Below are 20,995 nucleotides of genomic sequence, written 5' to 3' on the forward strand. Positions count from 1 at the left end.
TCCGGTGACCGGCGGGGCGCTACCAGGTGCCCTCTCCCGGCACCAGCCGTCCCGCCTTGCGGTACTCGCGGCGGGCCCCCTCCAGGAGGTCCGCCGCACCGACCGTGTCTCCGCGTCCGGCGGCGAGGTAGGCGGCGGTGACGACCGCGCTGCGGATCGAGCCGCCCGCCAGCTCGAACTCCTTTGCCAGTGGCGTGAGTTCGAGGTCCGGTGCGCTCGGTACATGGGTCAGGCCGTGCCGCCACAGGGCGAGCCGTTGCTCCGGACCGGGGAACGGGAAGTCGACGACCAGGTCGAGCCGCCGGGTGAACGCCTCGTCGATGTTGGCGCGCAGGTTGGTGGTGAGCAGCGCGATCCCGTCGAAGGACTCCAGGCGTTGGAGCAGATAGGCGCTCTCCATGTTGGCGTAGCGGTCGTGCGAGTCCTTGACCTCGGACCGCTTGCCGAAGACCGCGTCGGCCTCGTCGAAGAGGAGCACGGCATCGGTACGGTCCGCCTCGGTGAAGATCCGTTCGAGGTTCTTCTCGGTCTCGCCGATGTACTTGTCGACGACCGACGACAGCTGAACCACATAGAGATCCAGGCCGAGTTCGGCCGCGACGACCTCCGCCGACAGTGTCTTGCCGGTACCGGACTCCCCCGCGAACAGCCCGAGCACGCCCCGCCCCCGGCCGCCGCCCGCGCTCAGCCGCCAGTCACCGAGCACTCGGTCCCGGTGCCGGGCGCGCAGGGCGAGTTCGTGGAGCTGGGTGAGTGAACGGTCGGGCAGAACCAAGTCCCGCCAATCCACCGCCGGTTGGATGCGGCGGGCATGCTGTTCGAGCCCCGACGCCGACTGCTGGCGGGCGGCGAGCCGCAGATGGGCGGCGGTCAGCGGGGTCCCGTCGAACCCGGCGAGCCCCCGCGCGGCACGGGCGGCGCGCGCGATGCGGTCGGCGCCGAGGTGGTACGGCGCGACGGTGGCCCGTACGTCGAAGCCGCTGTCCGCGCCGACGGCCTCCGTCCAGGCACGCACCGCGGCGGCTCGTCGCCGGGGCGCCTCCAGGATCAGCGGGTCGCTCTCGCACCACTGCGGGTCGTACGGACGGCCCCCGGCGAACACCACGGAGACATCCAAGGCCGCAGTCAACTCCCTTACGAGCGGCCCGGGTTGGTCGGGCAGGCCGCTCACGACGACCGTACGGCCGCCGAGACGCGCCTCGCGCAGCAGCTCGGGCACCCGCTCGACCGGGCCGGAGAAGCGGATCGCGGGCACCCCCGCCGCGGCCAGCGCGGCCGACACGCACACGAGCCCGTCGCCCTCGTGACGCTCCCTCAGATACACGGCGAGCGGCGGCCCACCGGCGAGCAGCACGGCCAGCCGGTCCACGAAGTGGGCGAACTCGTCGTCCCCGTCCGGGTGTTGACCGTCGTACAGCGTTCTCGGCGTCGGCAGTGGGTGGAGGTGCCCGGCGAGGGCCGCGTCCGGGGTGTCGTCGCCGAGCAGATGGGCCACGACGCGGTCCGGTACCCGCAACGAGCGGCTGAGGAAGGGGCGTTCGGGTTCCTCCACGGTGAGCAGGCCGAGGGCGGACAGCGGGGCCGTGGGCTGGAAGCGGGCCCGTCCCGCCGCCTCGTGGGCGGGGACGCCGCACAGGTCGAGGGCCAGTCCCACGGTGGCCCGGCGGCGGCTGACGTCGTCGTTGAGGTAGCCGTAGAGGGGCTCGAAGGTGCGGTCCAGGTCAGGGGCGAGGGCGATGAGGAGGAGGGCGGTGTCGAGGTCGGGGAGGCGGAGGGCGGTGAGGCGGTCGGGTACCGACTCCCTTACGGGCGGCGCCGGTTCGGATGACCGCAGGAGCAGGTACTCCACCGCCTCCCCGGAGAGGTAGAGGCCGCGCAGCGGGTCGGTGGCCGTGGGGTCGGTCGCGGAGCGCTCCGCGACGAGCAGGGCGACGCGCTCGCGGAGGCGGCCGAGCCGGGCGAGGAGAGCGTCGGCCTCCGGCCCGGCGGCAGGAGTCACTCCGGTCATGTCCCCGACGGCCACGCCGACATCCCCGACCGTCACGTCCCCGTCCCCGACGTCCTCCTGCGCCGCGCCACTTCGCGGGCCTCCCGTGCCGCCGCCACCTGGCGCGGGCGGTGGGCGCGTTCCTCCGGGCCCGGTGAGGTGCCGTCGAGGCCGTGGACGCGGACCGCGGCGCCCTCGGTGACCGGTGGGCCCGCGTCGTACTCGGGGTAGGCCGGGAAGGGCGCGGTGACGACGAGGTCGAGGGAGGGCTTGAGTTCGCCGCCGAGGGCGGACCAGATCTCCGCGAGGGAGCGTGACTCGGTCTGGATGCCGGCCACCGAAATCGGCACCGACAGGCCCAACTGGCCAAGGGAACCGGGGAGTTCGGTGGGGGCGAGAAGTTCGCGCGGGATCAGGGTGGCCAACACGGCGGACAGCAGCCGGTGTTCGTCCTGCGGCCGTTTCGTCCACGCCGTCACCAGGTACGACAGCCGGAACCAGCGCGGCGGCTGGCGGCGTTTGACGATCACGTCCCGTTCGTCGCGCACGGCGACATGCCCGCGCTGACGGCGGTGCACGTCCTCCCTGATGTCGTACAAGTAGGTGTTGATCGTGGGGGTGTTGCGGCGGGCCGCCCAGTCGCGGGTCGGTGCGTCGAAGGAGACCTCGATGCCCGAACCGGCCAGTGCGCCGCCGCCGATCAGGTCCTTGAGGACCTCGTCCACCTCGTGGATCACCGCCGTACTCCCGCCCTGCCGTGCTGTCGTGCCCCGCCGTCCGCGTCGGCGCCCGATACGCCCCTGTCGGCCGTACTCCGATCGTGCCGTTCCAACCGGCCATGCCCGCAAGCACGTTGGGGACGTAGGAAGGGCAGGGCAGGTTGCCCGCGTGTCCGACTTCGAGTGCCCGTTCGGTCAGATGTAGCCTTCCCGGAGGGCATGGGCCACGGCGTGTGCCCGATTGCGCAGATGGAGGCGGGTGGTGAGCCCGTGCATCACGTTTTTGACGGTGCGTTCGGAATAGGACAGCTTGCTGGCGATCTCTCCGGTGTCGAGTCCCTCGGCGACCAGCCGCAGGACGTCCACCTCACGCGGCACGAGCCCCGCCGTCTGGACTCCGGAGCGGCCCGCCGCGCTGCGGTGCAGCGTCCCGACCTGTTCGACGAGTCTGCCGATCAGATCGGCCGGCAGGTCGCCGTCGCCGCGGGCCGCCGCGATCACGGCCTGCACCAGGCGCTGCGCGGTCGCCTCCTGGCGCCAGACGATGGCGCCGACCCCGCACTCGATCACATCGAGCAACTCCGCCTCGCGCAGGGCCCCGACGACGAGTACGGCGCGCCCGCCCTCGCTGCGCACGAGTCTGCGCAGCTTGGTCAGCGCGGCTTCGTCGAGCGTGTCCGCGATGAACAGGGCCACCCTGCCGGGGCCGGTGTCGTTCTCCTCGCGGAGGTCGATCTCCGGGTATCTGCGCAGCTGGCTGAGGGCTCCTTCGCGCGAGATCGGGTCCGGGGCGTGGACCGCCACGGGTATCCGGTCGCCGGGGTCGGCCGTACCGGGATGTGCGGTCCGCGATGAGTTGAGCAACGTTCTCCCTCGAATCCACATACGTGCCACCCCGGTTGTGCTGGTGGCGGCCGTGTACTCCTCACCCTCGTGGGGCGGGTGGGACGCGCGCAATCGTGGAGCACCACGAGCAGCACCACGAGATCGGACGACCGACGGACCACGACGGATACGAGGAGGCCGCGATGACGGGGACCGCACCTGACGCCGGAGAGTCCGTGATGCCCCGCGAACACCGGGACGCGGCGCGGCTGTTGGCGGCGGAGGCCGCGCATGCCCGGGCCGGTTCGGGGCGCCTCGTGCTGCTGCGCGGGGCCACCGGGACGGGCCGTACCACCGTGCTGGAGGCCGCCGCCGAGGACGCGGCGGCGCACGGCATGCGGGTGCTGCGGGCCCGCTGTTCGCCTCGCGACCAGGCGGTCCCGTACGCCGCCGTACAGCAACTGCTCGGTCCGGTACCGGAGTTCGCGGATCCCGCGGTCGACGGGGACGAGCGGGCGAGCGCCGCCCGGCTGGGGCGGGTGCTGCGCTCGTACGCCGACCGGGTACCGCTGCTGATCGCCGTGGACGACGTCCATCTCGCCGACGCCGCCTCGCACCGGTGGCTGGTGGAGTCGGCGCGGCACGTGGACCGATTAAGGATGCTGCTGGTGGTCACCGAGCGCAGCCAGTACGACATCGAGCCGGCCGAACCGGGGCTGACCCACACCCTGTCGCCCGCGCTGGTCCGCACCCACACCCTGTCCCCGCTGACCGCCGAGTCGGCGGCCGGGCTGGTGCGTTCGGTGCGCGCCGACGCGCCGGGGCCCTGGGTGGACGACTGCGTCCGGGCCGGGGCCGGGAACCCCCTGTTGCTGCGCGCCCTGCTCGACGACCTCGGCGCCGGCCGGCATCCGAAGGTGCCGGAGACGGCCGCCGCGCTGTACCCGGGGGCGTATCCGGCGGCCGTGTCCTGGTGGCTGGACAGCGCGGGCCCGGCCACCGGGGAGGTCGCGCGGATCCTGGCCGCGCTGGACGAGGGCTGGTCCGGGGACTCTCCCGCGGCCCTGCCCGCCGATCGCACCGCCCCCGCCCCTGTCGACGAACTGGCCGCCCTGATCGCCGAGTTGGCGGGTGCCGATCCGGCGCGGGTGGCCGGTTGGCTCACCGCGATGACCGGGCTCGGGGTGTTGCGCCCGGACCCCGACGGGCGCCCGCGCTACGCGCATCCACTCCTGCGCGACGCCGTGCTGACCGGCGTACCCGCGGCCAGGCGGCGGGCCGCGCACGCGGCGGCGGCCGAGACGATGCAGCGGCACGGCGGTTCCCCCGACACGGTGGCCCGGCAGTTGCTGCTCGCCGATCCGGTGGGCGCGCCCTGGACGTCTGCCGTGCTCCAGGAGGCGGCCTCGCTGGCGCTGCGGGACGGGCGCGCGGACGACGCCGTTGCCTTCCTGCGCCGGGTCCTGGAGGAGCCGTTGCCGGACGGCCGCAGACAGCGGCTGCTGACCGAGCTGGGCTCCCTGGAGTACACGCGGACCTCCTCGGCCGGGATCCCCCGGCTGAGCGAGGCGCTACGGCTGTCGGGGGCGCCGCAGGACACGATGCGCGCGGCCGTCGCCCTGGGCACGGCGCTGGCCGGCCGGGGCAGGACCGTGGCCGCCGTGGACGTACTGCGCACGGTGGAGGACGAGTTGACGGACCGTCCGCTGCTGGTGCGTACCCTCCAGACCGCTTCGGTGCTGCTGGCCGAGCAGGACCAGTCGGTGCGGCAGGACGTGTACCGATGGCTGCGCGATGCCGCGGTGGACTCGCCGGAGCTGGTCGGCACGGCCGGTCAGGCGCTGGTCGTGCGGCATGCGGCGACGGCCGGGCTGATCTCTGCGGCGGAGGCGATGCGGCGGCTGCGCGGTCTGCTGGCCCAGCCCGCCGACCCGCTGACCGAGCCGTTCCTGCTCGGCACGGCCGCCGCCGTGGCCCAGTGGGCCGACGAACTCCCGGAGGCGGAGCGGCTGGTGGAGCGCGGGCTGGTCGGGCAGCGTCCCGACCTGCTGCATCCGATGCACGACGCGCTGACCAACGTACGGGCCGACATCCTGTCCGCGCGGGGCGAGCACGGGCGGCTGCTGACGGAGGCGTGGGCGCGGGACTGGGCGCGGAGCACGCCGTCGAACGGGCACGCCCACATCCTGCTGGCGCTGCTGGCGACCGGGCAGGAGGCACGGGCGCTGCGACTCGCGGACGGATTCGACCTCCGATCGGCGCCCGACTCCTGGGAGTTGAACCGTTTCCTGTACGCGCGGGGTGTGCTGCGCGCGGCGGGCGGTGATCCGGCGGGCGCACTGCACGACTTCCTGGAGTGCGGGCGGCGGCAGTCGGCCCGTGAGGTGGTCAGTCCGGTCGTCACGCCGTGGCGTTCGGCCGCCGCCGAGTGCCGGATCGACCTGGGCCGTCCCCGGGAGGCGATCGCCCTGGCGGAGGAGGAGCTGCGGCTGGCGCGGGTCTGGAACACGCCCCGCACGGTGGGCCGTTCGCTGCGGGTGCTGGCCGCGGCGACGGGTGGACGGCGTGGTCTGGAGCTGGCTCAGGAGGCCGTGGGGCTGTTGCGGGAGGCGCCGGAGGGGACGGAGACCGAGTTGGTCCCGGCGCTGATCGCGCAGGGCCGGGCGCTGACCGCGGCCGGGGACCGGCGGCGGGCCCGCGGGTGTCTTCGGGAGGCCGCGGAGCGTGCCGAGCGGCTGGGCGCGACCCGGCTACGGGCCCTGGCGGAGGGGGCGTTGGGCGAGAGCGGGGCCCGGCGCACGGCCCCGGCCCGCACCGGTTCGGGGTCGCTCACCAACAGTGAGCGCCGGATCGCTGAACTGGCGGCGGACGGCCGTACGAACACCGAGATCGCCGATCTGCTGCACCTGGCCCGCCGCACGGTGGAGACCCATCTCACCAGTTCCTACCGGAAGTTGGGCATCCAGCGGCGGGGCCAGCTGCCCCGGACGCTGGGGCGGGGCCAACGCCCTTGAGGCGGAAGCTACTTGTGGGTGCGGGCGGTCGGGGTCGGCTCGGTGCCCTCCGCTCGCACGGTGCTGTGGCCCTTCTTCGGGGCGATGTGCCGGGGCACGACGTCCTGGGGGAAGGTGAGTTGCTGGTTCATCCACTTCAGGGCGGCGGGCATCTCCCGTACCCAGGTGGGGAAGTTGTGGCTGCCCGACTCGGGAAGGATGGACACGACGCGCATGGGCGCCTTGACGGCCTTGATGAAGGCGAGGGTCTGCGGATAACCGCGCTCGCCGTGCTTGCTCTCGGCGACCAGGACGGAGACCTGGGGTGCGGGCAGGTGCTTCAGCCGCCACATCAGGTCGTGTCCGTTGACCCGGTTGACGCGGCCGAGGCCGCTGCCGAAGAGGTTGCCGGTGGTGGGGTCGTCCTTGACGCGGTAGTCGGGCGAGAGCGCGGCGGCCGTGGTGTAGACGTGCGGGTTGCGCATCGTCAGCTGCAAAGCGCAACTGCCGCCGGAGGAGTAGCCCATGACTCCCCAGGCGCTGGCGTCGTGGCCGACCCGGTAGGCGGACTTGAGGGCCTGCGGGAGGTCCTTGGCGAGGAAGGTCTCGGTCTGCGGTCCGCCGGGGACGTTCACGCACTCGGTGTCGCGCGGCGGGGCGATGGTGGGCCGGATCATGACCATGATGGTCGGCTGCATCTGGTTGTTCTTCTGCAACTGTCCGGCGGTCTGGGAGACCCGCAGGTACTGGGCGAGGTTGAAGATGCTGCCGGGGTAGCCGCTGAGCGCGACGACGACGGGGAAGCGCTGGCGGGCGTACGCCTTCTGGAAGTACTGCGGGGGCAGGTAGACGAAGGCCGGGTCGACGACGCCGGTGCGGCGGCCGATGACCTTCACGGACTCCACCTTGCCGTTGACCGCGGGATTGCCGGTGGGCAGTCCGCTGACCCGGTTCAGCTGCTCGTCGGAGGCGGGCTGCACCAGCGCGCCCTTCACGGAGACGCCGGTCGCGGCGCCGTTGTGGTCGGCCGCCTGGGTCACGCCGACGGGCGCGGTGTCGGTGTTGCCGAAGAGCTCGTCCCACGATCCGAAGAACTGGTACGAGGAGTTCAGCCAGCACGCGAATGCGGCGATGATCGTGACCTGTGTCACTCCGATGGCCGTCAGCCGCCCGAGCACCTGCCGCACCCCGGGCTTGGCGAGCCGCGGCCACAGCCAGACAAGCAGCGCCACGCAGACGACGGCGACGGCCGCCATCACATAAACGGTAGTCTCGCTGGTCAAACCCATGCCACTCAGTCCCCGGTTCCTTGCCTGTGCTCGTTCCTTCACACAGAAGGAGGGCTACGGACCCCTTCGCGTTCCTCAACGAGCGCGAATAGGACAGAGAAGCGGGTCTCTTACCGTTTCCACGGACGAACCACTCCCCGGTCGGGGGCGTCTCCGTAAGACCTACGTAAGGTCCGGCCGTGCCCCGTCGTCCGGCCCGACCCGGTAGGTTTCGCAGCGGCCCGAAGAGGTCGGCTCCGGGGAAAGGAACGCCATGGCGAAGGAGGACTCCGCCGTGCTGGCCGACAGACTGGCGTCCGCCCGGTTGCAGTACTTCGTCGGCAGGCAGCGCGAACTGGCCCTCTTCCGCCGCGCGGCGGCCGGGGAGCCGGGCGCCCCGACGGTCGTCGTGCTGCACGGACCCGGCGGCATCGGCAAGAGCGCCCTGCTCCAGCGGTTCGCCGCGGAGGCACGCGCGACAGGCCGACCGGTCGTGAGCGTCGACGCCCGTACGATCGACCGCTCCCCGTCGGCCTTCGAGGCGGCGACCGCCGAGGTCTTCGTCCACGACAACGCTGTCCTGCTGGTCGACGACTTCGAGCGCTACCGGGACATGGAGGAGTGGATACGCGACCGCTTCCTCCCCCGGTTACCGGCCGGTGCCCTGGTCGTCGTCGCCGGACGGCTGGCCCCCGACCCGCTCTGGAAGGCGGACCTCGGATGGAGCGAGCTGCTCCAGGTCGTACCGCTGAGGGAGTTGGGGCCCACGGACTCGGCGGCCCTGCTCACCTCTCAGGGTGTCGACCCGTCCTCGCACGCGGCGCTGCTCCGGTTCGCCGCGGGCCATCCGCTCGCCCTGCGACTGGCCGCGGAGGCGGCGGCGCACGACAACACGTCGACGGACGAGGTCTTCTGGGCGCCGCTGCGCACGGTCGTCGACCGGCTGCTGACGCATCTGGTCGGCAGGCCGCCGTCGTCCGCGCACCGGCGGGCGCTGGAGGTGTGCGGCCATGTCGGCGACACCACCGAGGAGTTGCTGCGGGTGGCACTCCCCGGCGAGGACGCCACCGAACTCTTCGCCTGGCTGCGGCAGTTGTCGTTCATGAAGTCGGGACCCTTCGGGGTGTGCCCCTACGACGTGGTCCGGGACGCCCTCGACAGCGACTTCCGCTGGCGCGACCCGGAACGCTACAAGGCCATGCACCGCAGGGTGCGCCGTCATCTGGTGGAGCGGGTCCGCGAGGCGCCGGAGAAGGAAGCGCTGCGGGCCGCCCGGGAGTTCAACCACATCGTCTCCAGGGCCCAGTGGCTGCGCGAGTTCCAGGGCGGCCGGGACGAGGCGGCCGTCCATGAGCAGCCGTCGCGGCCGGAGGACGCCCCGGCGCTGATCGAGCTGACCCGGAAGGTCGAGGGCGAGCACAACTCCCGTGTCGTCGCCCACTGGTTGGCGCGCCAGCCCGAGGCGTTCCACGTCCACCGCGACTGCGCCACGGGCCAACTGCTGGGATTCATGGCCTGGTTGAGGATCGACGAGCTGGACGACGAGACCCGGGCGGCCGACCCCGTGACGGCCGAGGCCTGGGACCTGGTGTCGGCGATGACACCCCCGCGCCAGGGCGAACACCTCGGTGTGGCCCGGTTCATGGTGCACGAGGAGAACCATCACCGGCCCTCGCGGTCGTGGGATCTGGTGCGCATGCGGATCGTGTTCGAGCTGCTGCGCGCCAAGCACTGCGCCTGGTCCTGCTTCGTCAGTGCCGAACCGAAGTTCTGGGCGCCGCTGATGACCTACATGGGCATGTTCCAGCCGCCCCGCCAGGCCGTCCACGCCGATCGCGGGTACGGGCTGTTCTGCCACGACTGGCGGGCGGCGCGGGTGGAGGAGTGGGCCGAGGGGATCGATGCCCGCCTGCTCGGCGGCGCACCGGCGGTGGCCGCCGGAAAGCCCAAGTCCCGTCTGACGTCGCTGAGTCGGGAGGAGTCGGACGCCGCGGTCCGCGAGGCGCTGCGCGGCTGGCTCGACCCGGGCGGGCTCGCCGACAACCCGCTGCTGCGCAGCCGGCTGGTGGAGGACCTCAGCGAGGGCGACCCGGTGACCGCGCTGCGCGACCTGATCCGCAAGGCCGTACAGCGGCTGAACGCCCATCCCCGGACCCGGCATCTGTACGAGGTGCTGACGGCGACGTACCACTCGACGTCGACGCAGGAGGCGGTGGCGCGGAAGCTGAACCTGGCGTTCAGCACCTATCGCAGACATCTGGCCCGCGCGCTGGACGAGGTGCGCGAGACGGTGTGGGACTGGGAGGTGCACGGCCGGATCAGGGCCGAACAGGAGCCGCCGCAAGGGAGTTGAGGGGCTTTCCGCGCCCGCAGGCGGGGGCAGCGGCCCCGGTCGCCCGGAGAGCCGCTGCCCCCGCCCTCGTACCAACTGCCGTGTTACGCGGCGGGCTTGTAGAACGCGTACGTGGCCGTGTACTGGACGCTGACCTGGTCCGTGCCCGTGCAGGCACCGGCCGGGGCGACGCCGCCGTCCGTGCCCAGGCGCTGGACGTAGGAGACGCCGCCGAAGACGCCGGTGCCGCGTGTGGCGGTGGCCTTCAGCAGCAGCTCCGGAATGGTGCCGGTCTTGGGCGAGTTGGCGATCGCGGAGCCGTTGACGGCGCTGCCGTCCACGGTGGACACCCAGACCGGGCCACGGGAGTGGAGGGCCACGGAGCGGTGCGTGCGGTCGTTCTTGGCCCACAGGGTGGCGGCGGGCTCCAGGAGGGTCCACGCGCTGTTGGTGCAGGTGTAGGTCTGGACGCCGGCGGCGGAGAAGACGCCGGTGAGCTTGTTGCCTTCGGGGACCTTCAGCGCGTCGGGCACGGTGACACCGAGGCGGACGGGCGGCTTCGGGGTGGCGGCCTGTCCGACGGTCGCGGTGGCGAGCGTGGCACCGGCTACGGCGGTGAGGGCCACGGTGGTGAGGACGAGACGTTTGGCGATCTTCATCGGTGAGTCTCCAGAGCACTTTCTGAACATGGTCGCGATTCCTGCGACAAGGTCGCGGGTATCCGGACTTCCGGGCCGATCAGATGATCTTCGGCCCCGCTGACGCAATGTACGGCGGATCAATCGCGGCCAGGTTGCCAACTTCTGATCGACTTGTGGCCAGCACTGCTCACCCACGGCGCATGCGTCCGAAACAGGTATCGCCGTCCCGTTTTCCGTTGTCCGGCACGACGGCCGCCGGTCTCCTCTACGGAAGCTCCGCCGGCCGCGTCGCCGCACGGCGGAGACGTGGGTACGGACAGGAGTGTTGAGAGATGCCTCGTAGACAGGCCGCCATGATCGCCGCCGCGGTCCTCACCTGCCTCGCGGTGGTGACCGGCGTACTGCTGGCCCGCGCGCAGACCGGGCCGTCGTCGGGAGGCCGTACCGTAGCGGACCCGTCGTCCACGCACGCCACGGCGACCGCCGACTCCCCGTCCGTTCCCCGTACTTCGCCTACGACGACGCCGTCACCGCGGACCACGTCCTCGCCCTCTCCCACTCCCCACCCGCGCAAGTCCCCCCGCGTCACCGCCTCGCCGTCCCGTACGACCGCCGTACCGCCGAAGGCCGTCGGCAAGCGGACCGTCACGCTGGTCAACCGGCTCGACCGGACGATCTGGCCCGCGATCGCGGCGGACCCCAACCACCCTGTGGAGGCGACGGGTTGGGTGCTGAAGCCCGGGGCCAGCCTCAGCTTCGCCGTCCCCGACCACTGGGACGTCCGGGTGTGGGCACGCACCGGCTGCTCCTTCGACACGGCCGGAAACGGCCACTGCACGACCGGGGACTGCGGCCACTTCCAGTGCGGTTCGACCTGGGGTGAATTCCCTTCCACACTGGCCGAGTTCAACCTCAACGCCTGGAACGGCATGGACTTCTACGACGTCAGCCTGGTCGAGGGCAACAACCTGCCGATGTGGATCAACAGTTACGGCGGCTCGTCCAAGGACAGGATCGACGCGAACGGCTGCTCCGCCGCCGGGTGCACCCGGGACGCCAACGCGACCTGCCCCGCCAAGTTGCAGCGGATCAGGGGCGGTCGCGTCGTCGCGTGCCTCAGCGCCTGCCTGGTCTTCAAGACCGACAGGACCTGCTGCACGGGCGCCTACGCGGCCCGCCCCCAGTGCGTTCCCTCGTCGTGGCCGGTCGACTCGGCCGCCGTGTTCAAGAAGGCCGAGCCCTTCGCCTACTCCTACGTCAACGACGACGCGACCAGCGTCCTCACCTGCTCGGGAGAGTGCGGGTACCGCATCACCTGGGGAGTGAGCCCCTGACCGTGACCGTGACCGTACTAACGGCCGGGCCGGTCAGTCCGCGGACTGGAAGGCCCGGCCCGCCGGGGTCGTCGTCGTGCCGTTCGTGAAGAGCCCGCTGCTCGGCTTCGACGGGTCCGCGCCCAGCCCGAACCACGCGTAGCGCTGCACGTAGGACAGGCCGTCGAGCGCCTTGGTGGACGCGGTGACGAAGTCCGCCTGCTGCTGCGCGGACGGGAAGCGGGTGCCCTGGGAGAAGTCGATCAGCGCGTACTCGGTGAGCCAGATCGGCTTGTGGTAGCGCGCGTACACGGCCGCCAGGTAGGACGTCAGCTGCTGCACGGCCTGCGGGGTGCGGAAGTCGCCGCCGTACCAGTGCAGGGTGATGAAGTCGACGCGGTAGCCCTTCGCCTTGGCCCCGGACATGAAGCGGTCCAGCCAGCCGCCCGCCGTGTCCCCGCCGTAGGCGACCGCGGGACTGCCCAGGATCTTGCCCGCCGCCATGAGCTTGGGCCACAGCGCCAGCGCCTGCTCGACCGTCATGTTCGACTGCTGCGCCATGTCCGGTTCGTTGAACCCCAGCAGATACGGGCCGTACGACCGGGCCTGGGCGAGCGAGGAGTCGGTGAAGGACTTCGCGCCCCAGATCATGGGCACGAAGGAGCCCGAGGAGGGTGTCGTGACGCCGGAGTGCTGGGTGTTCCAGGTGTAGTACCAGCTCGCCCCGCTCGCGGCGAGCGCCTGGCTCACCCCGCCGAACGACCAGACCCCGACGCCCTTCTTGGCGCCGGAGGCTATGTGCACGGGAGCGGCGGGCGTGTGCTTCGAGGGCGAGGGCTTCGGCTTGGCCTTCGGTGAAGGGGAAGGGGACTTGCTGGGAGTCGCCGAGGGCGTGGGGCTCGGCGTGACACTGAGCACGGGACTGGGCGACGGCGACGCCACCGCCGTCGTAGGGGAGGAACCGCCCGTCAGCCGGGGTGCGACCAGTGCGGCCACCACGGCGACGGCGACCGCCGCCGAACCGCCCACGAGCTGCTTGCCGCCGATACGGGCGGAGCGGCTCCCAAGTCGCCGGTGTGTTCCACCGTGCCCCGAGGAAGCGGGAGTTGGGGCCGCGTCCAGCAGTCGGGACACGTCGAAATGGTCCGGTACGGCCAGCAGCGGCAGCCCGCTGAGCAGCCGGTCCATCGGGAGGAGACCCTCGTCCAGCCCCTGGCACACCCCGCAGCCGCGGATGTGCCGGGCAAACCGCTTGCGCCACAAGGCACTTGGCGTGCCGTCCCACGTCGAGGCAGTCTCGTCCAGTTCCGCGCAGCGCGGCGCGGCCACCAGCGCGCGCACCACGACTCGCGAGACCTCCATCTGCTTCTTCATGCGCTGCACGCGGACGGAGGCGTGCCGGTCGGAGAGGCCCAACGCACCGGCCAGATCGGCCCGTTCGAGTTCGCCGGTCTCCTCCAGCCACCACAGGGACAGCAGTTCCTGATCGTCCGGATCGAGCCAGCGGGTGGCCTCGACGACCTCACGGCGCTGTTCGGTCAACCCCAGCCGCAGGATGGTGAGTCCGGCGAAGTCGAGGGCGGGGTCGGTGATCGCCTCCGCGTCCTCCAGATGCGCCCTGCGGTCGCGGTCCGCGGCCCGCGCCTGCTCACGGTCCCGTACCTGTCTGATCGTGATGGCGACCAGCCAGGACCGGAACGCGGAGGGATCCCGCAGCTTCGGCAGCCCCCGCACCATGCGCAACAGCGTCTCCTGTACGACGTCATCGACGTCGGCGTGACCGTTCAGGGCCCGGCCGACGATGTTGTAGACCAGCGGCAGGCACTGCGTCAGCAGGTGATCCAGGGCCTGCCGGTCGCCCGCGCACGCGGCCGTCACCACGCCCGCGTCGGGGCCACTCCTGGGCTTCTTGCGCATCTGGGTTCGTTCCTCCGCGTGTGGTCCGGCCGTGGCATCTCTCTGCTTCGGAGACCGCCGACGCACGCAAGGACTACAGAAATCAGCCGGTCGGGTCCGAATTTATGTTGTCGAGACGTCGTCGAACAGGTCACCGATAGGCAGGACCTCATCTGGACCGCGCCTGCACCGCATCCGAAGAGCATCAGGAAGGCCCGAGGACGATGGCACGAGGACGCAGAAGACACAGTACGAGCCCACGGCGGGACGGCCGACGCTGGTGGTACGCGGCGGCAGCCGCCGTCGCCACGGCCGCCACCGTGCTGATCGCCTACAGCGTGTGGACGCCGTCGTCCGGAACGGGCGGCACGCGCACGACGGCCCACCAGGACACGGCCGCGCGCCCGGCCGCTTCCCGCGATTCTTCGCTCTCGCCGTCGCCGTCACCTCCCCCGAGTCACAGCGCCTCGCCCTCCCCCTCTCCCAAGGCCACCGTCTCGAAGAAGAGCACGAGCAAGCCCACCGCCAAGGCGGCCGAAACGACGCCTCACGCCTCCACCGCACCCGCGGGCAAGCGCCTGATCACGGTCGTCAACCGCACCCCGAAGACGGTCTGGGCGATCGTCACCAACACCGCCATCTATCCGAAGGGCCGCGAACTCGCCCCGGGCCAGAGCCTGTCGGTGACCGTGGCGAACAACTGGGGCGGCCGGATCTGGGGTCGGACAGGGTGCACCTCGACGGCCGCCGGTCACTGTGCGACCGGCGACTGCACCAGCGTGTGCGAGGGCGCCAACCCGCCCACCACACTGGGTGAGTTCACGTTCGACGCGTACGCGGGGATGGACTTCTACGACGTGAGCATGGTCGACGGTTCGAACCTGCCGATGTGGATCAACATCTCGCACACCACGACCGTCGACCCGGTCAGCTCCGGCGGCTGCTACAAGGGCGTCTGCACCTCGGACGTGAACTGCCCCACCGCGATGCGGGCGGTGTCGGGCGGGCAGGTCGTCGGCTGCGAGCCGCCCTGCGCGGCCTTCGGCGGGGACACGTACTGCTGTCGCGGCGCCTGGGCGGGCCGCGAGAACTGCGTCCCGTCGAAGTGGCCGGTCGACTACACCCAGGTCTTCAAGCGGGCGGCCCCCTACGCGTATTCGTACGCCTTCGACGACGGGGCGACGATGCCGTGCAAGGGGGCCTGTTACTACCGGATCACCTTCGGGACGACCGGGACGTAGGCCGGTGAACGTTTCGGGGCTCCGACCTCGTGTTCAGGGCGGACACCACACGTTGGACAGCGGAAAAGGTGGAAGCTGACCGATGAACACCGCACGGCGCTTTCTGCTGGACATCCCGGACTCCTGGGAGCCGGTCGACCTGAGCGGCGAGGAACTGGCCAGGACTCGGGCTCAGGCCCTGGCCTCGACCGACGACCCCTTCGAGAAGGCCCGCATCGAGGACATGTTCCGGCAGGGGCGGGAGGTGACGAGGTCGGCCCACGGCCACGGGGCGCTGCTGGCCGCGGGCACGGCGACGATGTACACCGAGGGCCTCTTCATGGCCTACGGCATGGTCTTCGCCGTCAGCACGCCCACGGGCGAGGAGCTCACCCTCCCCGTGCTGTCCGCGCGGCTCGGTGTCTCCTCGGCGAACGGGGTGGCGCCCAAGGACCGGGTCATCACGTCGGCGAAGGTGCCCCACGTCGGCACGGTCAGCCGGGTCACCGGCACCGAGGTGACCCGGCTGACCGGGGACGTCGACGTCAAGCTGCTGACGATGCACACGATGATGCCGGTGCCGGGCAGCACGGAGGACTTCCTCGTGGTGACCCTCGCCAGCCCCAACCTGCCGCTGAAGCACGAGGTGTACGACCTCTTCGACGCCATCACGTGCACGTTCCGCTTCGTGACGGACGACGGTGTCCAGGTCTCCCCCGACGGTGCCGAGGGGGTCGCCGCCTGAGTTACGTGCCGTACGGCAGGCCGAAGGGCGGCCGGACCACTTCGGTCCGGCCGCCCTTCGCTGTCCCGCCGCGCAGGTCCTGGGCTGCGGGCGGGGAGGAGGTGCACCCCGAAGGGGGGACTCGGGGGTGCACCTCCCGCTTCTAGAGTTCCGCCTCCAGCAGCGGAACCTGGACCGGCCGCAGCGTGCCGTCGCCCAGGCGCAGCAGGCCCCGGCCCGGCTGCGGGGAGAGCAGCATGCCGGTGCGGTTGCGCTTCACCTGGCCCATCCAGCCCGCCCGACCCGACGTCAGGGACTCCGTGTTGCCGGCCGCGAGGACGCCCCAGCCGGTTCCGGAGCCGTCGCGGGCGAGCCGGGCGAGGTCGGAGTCGATCTCGGCGCCCATGAACAGTTCGGCGTCGTCCACGACGATCACGCCGTGCTCCTCGGGCACGCTGCCCAGGATCTGCCGGAACTCGTCGACCGTCACCGCGGCGTCGGTGATGAGGGCGGCCACGCCGGGCCGTCCGCGCAGTCGGCGCAGCGGCGAGCGCCGGGGCGCGAGGACGACGAGGCCGGAGCCCGTTGCCAGCAGTGACTCCGCCGCGACGAGCAGGGCGGTGCTGCGTCCGGTGCGCGGCGGTCCGGCGATCACGAAGGCCGGTACGTCCGTCAGGTCGGGGCCGAGCGAGGTGGGGACGTCACCGCCCACGGCGACCAGCGGGCGCATCGGCCCGCCCCGGGTGTGCAGGGCGAGGGCCTCCTCGTACGAGACCGCCTGCTCCTCGGGTGCGGAGTGCCGACGTGCCATTGCGATCCCCCGGTGCGCTGCCTGTGGCGTGTGGTCGCCAGGTACACGGGTCGGTGTCATAAAGGGTTCAACCGAGTTCGTCTCCCCCGTACTCGTCAAGTTCCGCAAGGTTCAGGCGACTTCGCGTCGACCGTTCTCGCCGGCCTCGGCGCGCAGGATGTTGAGGGCGTAGTGGCGTCGGGACTTGACGGTGCCCGCGGGTATGCCGAGGACGCGCGCGGTCTCCTGGACGGTCCGGCCGCACAGATAGGTGTGCAGCAGGACCTCCCGGTGCTCGTGTGACAGCCGCCGCAGCAGGCCGGTGGCGACCACGGAGGCCAGTACGGCGCCGGTGTGGTCGGGCAGGGGCACGTCCTTGTCCTCGGCGCCGACGGTCTCGTGGCGGGCGACGGCGCTGCGCATCCGGTCGACGACGAGGTTGCGGGTCACGGTGAGGAGCCAGCCGCGTACCGATCCCTGGGTGCTGTAGAGGCGTTCCGCGTGCGGCCAGGCACGGATGAGGGTTTCCTGGACGATGTCCTCCGCCATGTGACGGTCGTTCAGCAGCTTGTCGGCGTAGGCGAGCAGTGCCTTCGCGTGCTCGGACATCATCGTGCGCAGCAGTTGGTTGCGGTGCGCGGTGGTGGGGAGGTCCGCGGAAGTCGTGGGGGTCATTTTCCAGTCCTGAAGGGGAATGCCGTACGCGCTTCCGGCTCCGGGTGGAGCGGAGCGGGGAGCGTAGGCAGGGTCCGCTTTCGGGACGCTGACGTTTTACTGTCGAGGCGGCTGTTCCGGTTCGGTGCGGTCGCCGAGCCGGTGGCGGATCTGCTCGGCTTCCGGGTGGCCGATCTCGTCGAGGATGCGGAGTGCCTCGCGCCAGGCGAGCGCGGCCCGCGTGTCCTGGTGGGCGGCGCGGTGGGTGTCGCCGATGTGCACCAGGGTGTCGGCCTCCAGATAGCGGTCCCGGGTCTCCCGGTACAGGCTCAGCGCCTGCTCGTAGCGGTCGAGCGCCCGGTCGTGGTCGCGCAGATGGTGGTAGGCGTAACCGAGGCTGTCCAGGGCGGCGGCCTCGCCGTTGCGGTCGCCCGTCTCCCGGTGGATCGCGATCGCCGCTTCGCATTCGGTCAGGGCGTCCTCGTACTTGCCCATCAGGATGTACGTCCAGCCGATCTCGTTGGCGATGCCGCCCTCGTCGTTGCGCCGCCCGACCGCACGGCACAGGGCGCTCGCCTCGGCGTAGTGGTCGAGGGCCGCTTCGTGCCGTCCGCGCCCGTTGGCCAGGAAGGCGAGCCTGCGGAAAGTCTTGCTCCGGCCCGGCCGGTCGCCGGTCTCGGCGAACAGCTCCAGGGCGCGCGCCAGATGGGCGTCGGCCTCGTCCGGCCGGTCGAGGCGGCCGCTGACGAACCCGAGCGCGAGGTGGGCGAACGCCTGGCCGCGGATGTCGCCCAGGCGCTGGGCCGTCTCGACTGCCGTTGTCTGCGCGTCGAGTTGCTCGGGCCAGCGGCCGTTCCGGTCCAGGTACAGCTCCAGGACCGAGGCGAGTTGCCAGCTGTGCTCGCCGCCGCCGTGCCGGGCGTCCTCCTTGATCGCGGCGAGCACGGCGGAGCGGTTGGCCGCCAGCCAGTCGACGGCCGCCGCCCGGTCGGGCAGCTTCGGGACGGTCACCCCGGTTGTGTGGGGCCGGAGTTGGACGCGGTCGCGGCTGGGCATCAGCAGGCTGTCGGCCGCGTGCGCGCTGTGCAGATAGTGGTCGAGCATCCGGCGCCGGGCCGTGTCCAGGTCCTGTGCGGTGTCGTGGGCCCGGGCCAGTTCGGCGGCGTAGGCGCGCAGCAGTTCGTGGCAGCCGTAACGGCCCGGCAGGGGCTCGGAGATGAGATGGGCCCGGGCCAACTCGGCCATGACCGGCCGGACTTGGCCGACCCGCTGTCCGGCGAGGCTCGCGACGGCGGCGAGCGAGCAGTCGGGTCCCGGGTGCAGGGCGAACAGCCGGAACACCCGGGCGGCGGCGGGGCTGAGGAGTTGGTACGACCAGGAGAACGCGCTGCGGGCGTCGGCGGCGGGCGCCTCTCCGGCGAACGCGTCGAGACTGTCCTCGCTGTCGGAGAGTTCGGCGGCGATGGAGGCGAGCGGGAAGGCCGGGTTCACGACCGCGCGGGCGCTGACGACGGCCAGCGCCAGGGGGAGGCGGCCGCACAGGGTGATGATCTCCGCGACGGCGTCGGGTTCGGCCGCGACGCGTTCGGCACCGAGCCGACGGGACAGGAACTCCCGTGTCTCCTCCTCGGTGAGCACGTCCAGCGTCAGCGAGTGCGCGCCCTCGCCCGCGACCAGGCCGTAGAGCTGGCTGCGGCTGGTGACGACGACCAGGCAGCCGGGGGCGCCGGGCAGCAGGGGGCGGACGTGCTCGGTGTCCCGGGCGTTGTCCAGCACGATGAGGACGCGCCGGTCGGCGAGGAGGCTGCGGTACAGCGCGGCCTGTGCGTCGAGCCCGGCGGGGATGCGCTGCCCGGAGACGCCGAACGCGTCGAGGAACGATCGGATGGCCTCGGCCGCGCTCATGATGGAGCCGCTGGGGTGGAAGCCGCGCAGATTGACGTAGAGCTGCCCATCGGGGAAGCGGTCGGCGACGCTGTGCGCCCAGTGCACCGCCAGGGTCGTCTTGCCGACGCCGGCCATGCCGCCGATGGCGCTGATCACCACGGTCGGCGTCGACGCGTCGGACCCGGGCAACAGCTCCCTGACATGGGCGAGTTCACTGCGCCGACCGGTGAAGGCGGGCAGATCCACGGGGAGTTGGGCGGGGCGGATCGTGGCGACGGCGTCCGGCTCCGACTCCTCTTCCGCGTCCTCGCCGGGTTCGGCCGACCGCGTTCCTCGGGCGGTCGTGACGGGACCCGGGGTGCGGGTGCGCCCGAGGACCCGTTGCAGGGCTGCCTGAAGTTCGGGGCCCGGCTGTACGCCCAACTCGTCGGCGAGCCGGGTGCGTACGGCCCGGTGGACGTCAAGGGCCTCCGCCTGATGGCCGGTTGCCGCGAGCACCAGGATCAGTCTGGCCTGTAGCCCTTCGTCCAGCGGGTGTTGGGCCGCGGCCTGCCGGAGCGTCACCAACACCCGTGCGCCCAGGCCCGGTCCGGCTTCCAGGGCGAGTTCGGCGGCCTCCTTGACGGCGGCCAGGTGTTCGCCGTCGAGGGCGGCGAAGGCCGGGTGGGACCGCACCTCGGGCGCGATCCCGGAGGCGGCCGGACCCCGCCAGAGGGCCAGTGCCTCGATCAACAGCCCGGTGGCGGTGGGCGGTTGACCGTCCCGCGCGGCCCGCTGCCGCAGGGCCCGGAAGCGCAGCAGGTCGAGATCGTCGGGGCCGACGTCGAGGCGGTAGCCGCCCGAGCCGCGCACCAGCCACCGTGACCGGTCCCCGGCCGGGAGTTCGGGTTCGAGCAGCCGCCGCAGTGCTCCGACGTGCCGCTGGACGACGTTGACGGCGCTGTCCGGCGGGTCCTGTCCCCACAGGGCGTCGACGATCTCGTGGACGGCGACGGGATGCCCCGCCTCGGTCAGCAGCAGCGCGAGCAGGGCACGCTGCTTGGGTGGTCCCAGCGCCAGTTCCGTGTCGCCGCGCCAGGCCCTGACCGGTCCGAGTACGGCGAAGCGTGTACGCACCGAACCCCCTGTGCCGACTGTGACGACATGTGCGGCCGGTCCGCCCGGTCCTCGGGGCACTCGGCCGCGACGAGCATAGAGTCCACACGAACTTCACGGCGAGGGGTTGCCCGGGCACGGGGCGTCGTCGGGCGACGACGGCGGAACAGGTCGGCAAGGCCTTGGCACGGATGACGGTCCTCCGGCACACGCGTATGCCGACGAGCACCAGATGGGCGGATTTCGTAGAGGCTCTCCCGCACGACACATCCACCCGGATAGAATTCGGATTTCCTGCTCGGCGAATCGGTCTCCTTCGGACACAGGGGAATTCCATGTCTCCCAGCGCTTCCCAGGATTTACGCCTTCACCTCTTGCGGTGCATACCCTGCCCGGTACGCGTTCGGATCGCCGTGCTGGTTCCGGCCCTGGCAATGGTGTTCGTCGGCGGGTGCTCACCGAGTTCGAGCGGATCGACCCATTCGGCAGCGCCCTCGCCCGCCTCATTTCCGTCCAGCCCGCCGGTCACCGCGCGGTGCCGGGGTACGGTACTCGATCATCGGGACATCAAACACCCATACCTCGGAGTGGTCCGCGTATTCCTGGTCCGACGGACCGATTCCCAAAGTTCCAGTGGATGCGTCGCGCCCG

The 20,995-nt window shown here is 71.8% G+C and carries 14 protein-coding genes; 5 read left to right on the forward strand and 9 right to left on the reverse strand.

The features are described 5' to 3' along the window. Positions 1-19 precede the first annotated feature (19 nt). The 3 genes from ACWIHT_RS10515 to ACWIHT_RS10525 all read right to left on the reverse strand — a co-directional run bounded on the left by ACWIHT_RS10515 (position 20) and on the right by ACWIHT_RS10525 (position 3,570). Positions 20-2,008 carry an ATP-binding protein gene (locus ACWIHT_RS10515; RefSeq protein WP_456167105.1) on the reverse strand — a complete coding sequence of 663 codons (1,989 nt, stop codon included), beginning with the start codon at positions 2,006-2,008 and terminating at the stop codon, positions 20-22. 32 nt (positions 2,009-2,040) lie between these two features. Further along, positions 2,041-2,724: a DUF4255 domain-containing protein gene (locus ACWIHT_RS10520; protein ID WP_456166528.1), complete on the reverse strand. Its 684-nt coding sequence runs from the start codon at positions 2,722-2,724 to the stop codon at positions 2,041-2,043. 177 nt (positions 2,725-2,901) lie between these two features. Next, on the reverse strand, positions 2,902-3,570 hold the full coding sequence (locus ACWIHT_RS10525; RefSeq protein ID WP_456166530.1) for a helix-turn-helix transcriptional regulator: 669 nt from the start codon (positions 3,568-3,570) through the stop codon (positions 2,902-2,904). 200 nt (positions 3,571-3,770) lie between these two features. On the opposite strand from ACWIHT_RS10525, the gene ACWIHT_RS10530 reads away from it, so the two are divergent. Further along, entirely contained in the window at positions 3,771-6,545 is a 2,775-nt protein-coding gene (locus ACWIHT_RS10530) for an AAA family ATPase (protein WP_456167107.1), read from the forward strand. Positions 6,546-6,553: 8 nt separating this feature from the next. Here ACWIHT_RS10530 and ACWIHT_RS10535 read toward each other — a convergent pair whose 3' ends face one another. After that, positions 6,554-7,813: an alpha/beta hydrolase gene (locus ACWIHT_RS10535; protein WP_456166532.1), complete on the reverse strand. Its 1,260-nt coding sequence runs from the start codon at positions 7,811-7,813 to the stop codon at positions 6,554-6,556. A gap of 253 nt (positions 7,814-8,066) precedes the next feature. On the opposite strand from ACWIHT_RS10535, the gene ACWIHT_RS10540 reads away from it, so the two are divergent. Further along, complete coding sequence (locus tag ACWIHT_RS10540) at positions 8,067-10,145, forward strand: ATP-binding protein (RefSeq protein ID WP_456166534.1); 2,079 nt, start codon at positions 8,067-8,069, stop codon at positions 10,143-10,145. An 83-nt stretch (positions 10,146-10,228) separates the two neighbouring features. On the opposite strand, the gene ACWIHT_RS10545 is transcribed toward ACWIHT_RS10540, so the two are convergent. Next, positions 10,229-10,783 carry a DUF3455 domain-containing protein gene (locus tag ACWIHT_RS10545; protein ID WP_456166536.1) on the reverse strand — a complete coding sequence of 185 codons (555 nt, stop codon included), beginning with the start codon at positions 10,781-10,783 and terminating at the stop codon, positions 10,229-10,231. A gap of 314 nt (positions 10,784-11,097) precedes the next feature. On the opposite strand from ACWIHT_RS10545, the gene ACWIHT_RS10550 reads away from it, so the two are divergent. Next, positions 11,098-12,099, forward strand: a complete 1,002-nt coding sequence (locus ACWIHT_RS10550; protein WP_456166538.1) for a thaumatin family protein — start codon at positions 11,098-11,100, stop codon at positions 12,097-12,099. A gap of 33 nt (positions 12,100-12,132) precedes the next feature. Here ACWIHT_RS10550 and ACWIHT_RS10555 read toward each other — a convergent pair whose 3' ends face one another. Then, complete coding sequence (locus tag ACWIHT_RS10555; RefSeq protein WP_456166540.1) at positions 12,133-13,995, reverse strand: sigma-70 family RNA polymerase sigma factor; 1,863 nt, start codon at positions 13,993-13,995, stop codon at positions 12,133-12,135. Positions 13,996-14,198: 203 nt separating this feature from the next. Here ACWIHT_RS10555 and ACWIHT_RS10560 point away from each other — a divergent pair, with 203 nt between their 5' ends. Together ACWIHT_RS10560 and ACWIHT_RS10565 are read left to right on the forward strand one after the other, a co-directional pair. Next, positions 14,199-15,215, forward strand: a complete 1,017-nt coding sequence (locus ACWIHT_RS10560) for a thaumatin family protein (RefSeq protein ID WP_456166542.1) — start codon at positions 14,199-14,201, stop codon at positions 15,213-15,215. Positions 15,216-15,297: 82 nt separating this feature from the next. Next, entirely contained in the window at positions 15,298-15,939 is a 642-nt protein-coding gene (locus ACWIHT_RS10565; protein WP_456166544.1) for a hypothetical protein, read from the forward strand. Between the two features lie 142 nt (positions 15,940-16,081). Here ACWIHT_RS10565 and ACWIHT_RS10570 read toward each other — a convergent pair whose 3' ends face one another. From ACWIHT_RS10570 to ACWIHT_RS10580, 3 genes are all read right to left on the reverse strand, one after another. Continuing rightward, a complete protein-coding gene (locus ACWIHT_RS10570; RefSeq protein ID WP_456166546.1) occupies positions 16,082-16,729 on the reverse strand; it encodes a hypothetical protein in 648 nt (215 codons plus the stop codon). 111 nt (positions 16,730-16,840) lie between these two features. Beyond that, the gene (locus ACWIHT_RS10575) at positions 16,841-17,383 is read right to left on the reverse strand and encodes a sigma-70 family RNA polymerase sigma factor (protein WP_456166548.1); all 543 of its coding nucleotides are present in this window, start codon (positions 17,381-17,383) and stop codon (positions 16,841-16,843) included. A gap of 96 nt (positions 17,384-17,479) precedes the next feature. Then, the gene (locus ACWIHT_RS10580; protein ID WP_456166550.1) at positions 17,480-20,365 is read right to left on the reverse strand and encodes an AfsR/SARP family transcriptional regulator; all 2,886 of its coding nucleotides are present in this window, start codon (positions 20,363-20,365) and stop codon (positions 17,480-17,482) included. Between the last annotated feature and the right edge of the window lie 630 nt (positions 20,366-20,995).

Source organism: Streptomyces sp. NPDC002276, assembly GCF_053891435.1.

Bases quoted from the DNA above. Each gene is read 5' to 3' on its own strand.
- ACWIHT_RS10550 (WP_456166538.1), top strand. From the start codon at position 11,098: ATGCCTCGTAGACAGGCCGCCATGATCGCCGCCGCGGTCCTCACCTGC.
- ACWIHT_RS10515 (WP_456167105.1), bottom strand. From the start codon at position 2,008: ATGACCGGAGTGACTCCTGCCGCCGGGCCGGAGGCCGACGCTCTCCTC.
- ACWIHT_RS10530 (WP_456167107.1), top strand. From the start codon at position 3,771: ATGCCCCGCGAACACCGGGACGCGGCGCGGCTGTTGGCGGCGGAGGCC.
- ACWIHT_RS10575 (WP_456166548.1), bottom strand. From the start codon at position 17,383: ATGACCCCCACGACTTCCGCGGACCTCCCCACCACCGCGCACCGCAAC.
- ACWIHT_RS10560 (WP_456166542.1), top strand. From the start codon at position 14,199: ATGGCACGAGGACGCAGAAGACACAGTACGAGCCCACGGCGGGACGGC.
- ACWIHT_RS10545 (WP_456166536.1), bottom strand. From the start codon at position 10,783: ATGAAGATCGCCAAACGTCTCGTCCTCACCACCGTGGCCCTCACCGCC.
- ACWIHT_RS10565 (WP_456166544.1), top strand. From the start codon at position 15,298: ATGAACACCGCACGGCGCTTTCTGCTGGACATCCCGGACTCCTGGGAG.
- ACWIHT_RS10555 (WP_456166540.1), bottom strand. From the start codon at position 13,995: ATGCGCAAGAAGCCCAGGAGTGGCCCCGACGCGGGCGTGGTGACGGCC.
- ACWIHT_RS10535 (WP_456166532.1), bottom strand. From the start codon at position 7,813: ATGGGTTTGACCAGCGAGACTACCGTTTATGTGATGGCGGCCGTCGCC.
- ACWIHT_RS10570 (WP_456166546.1), bottom strand. From the start codon at position 16,729: ATGGCACGTCGGCACTCCGCACCCGAGGAGCAGGCGGTCTCGTACGAG.
- ACWIHT_RS10540 (WP_456166534.1), top strand. From the start codon at position 8,067: ATGGCGAAGGAGGACTCCGCCGTGCTGGCCGACAGACTGGCGTCCGCC.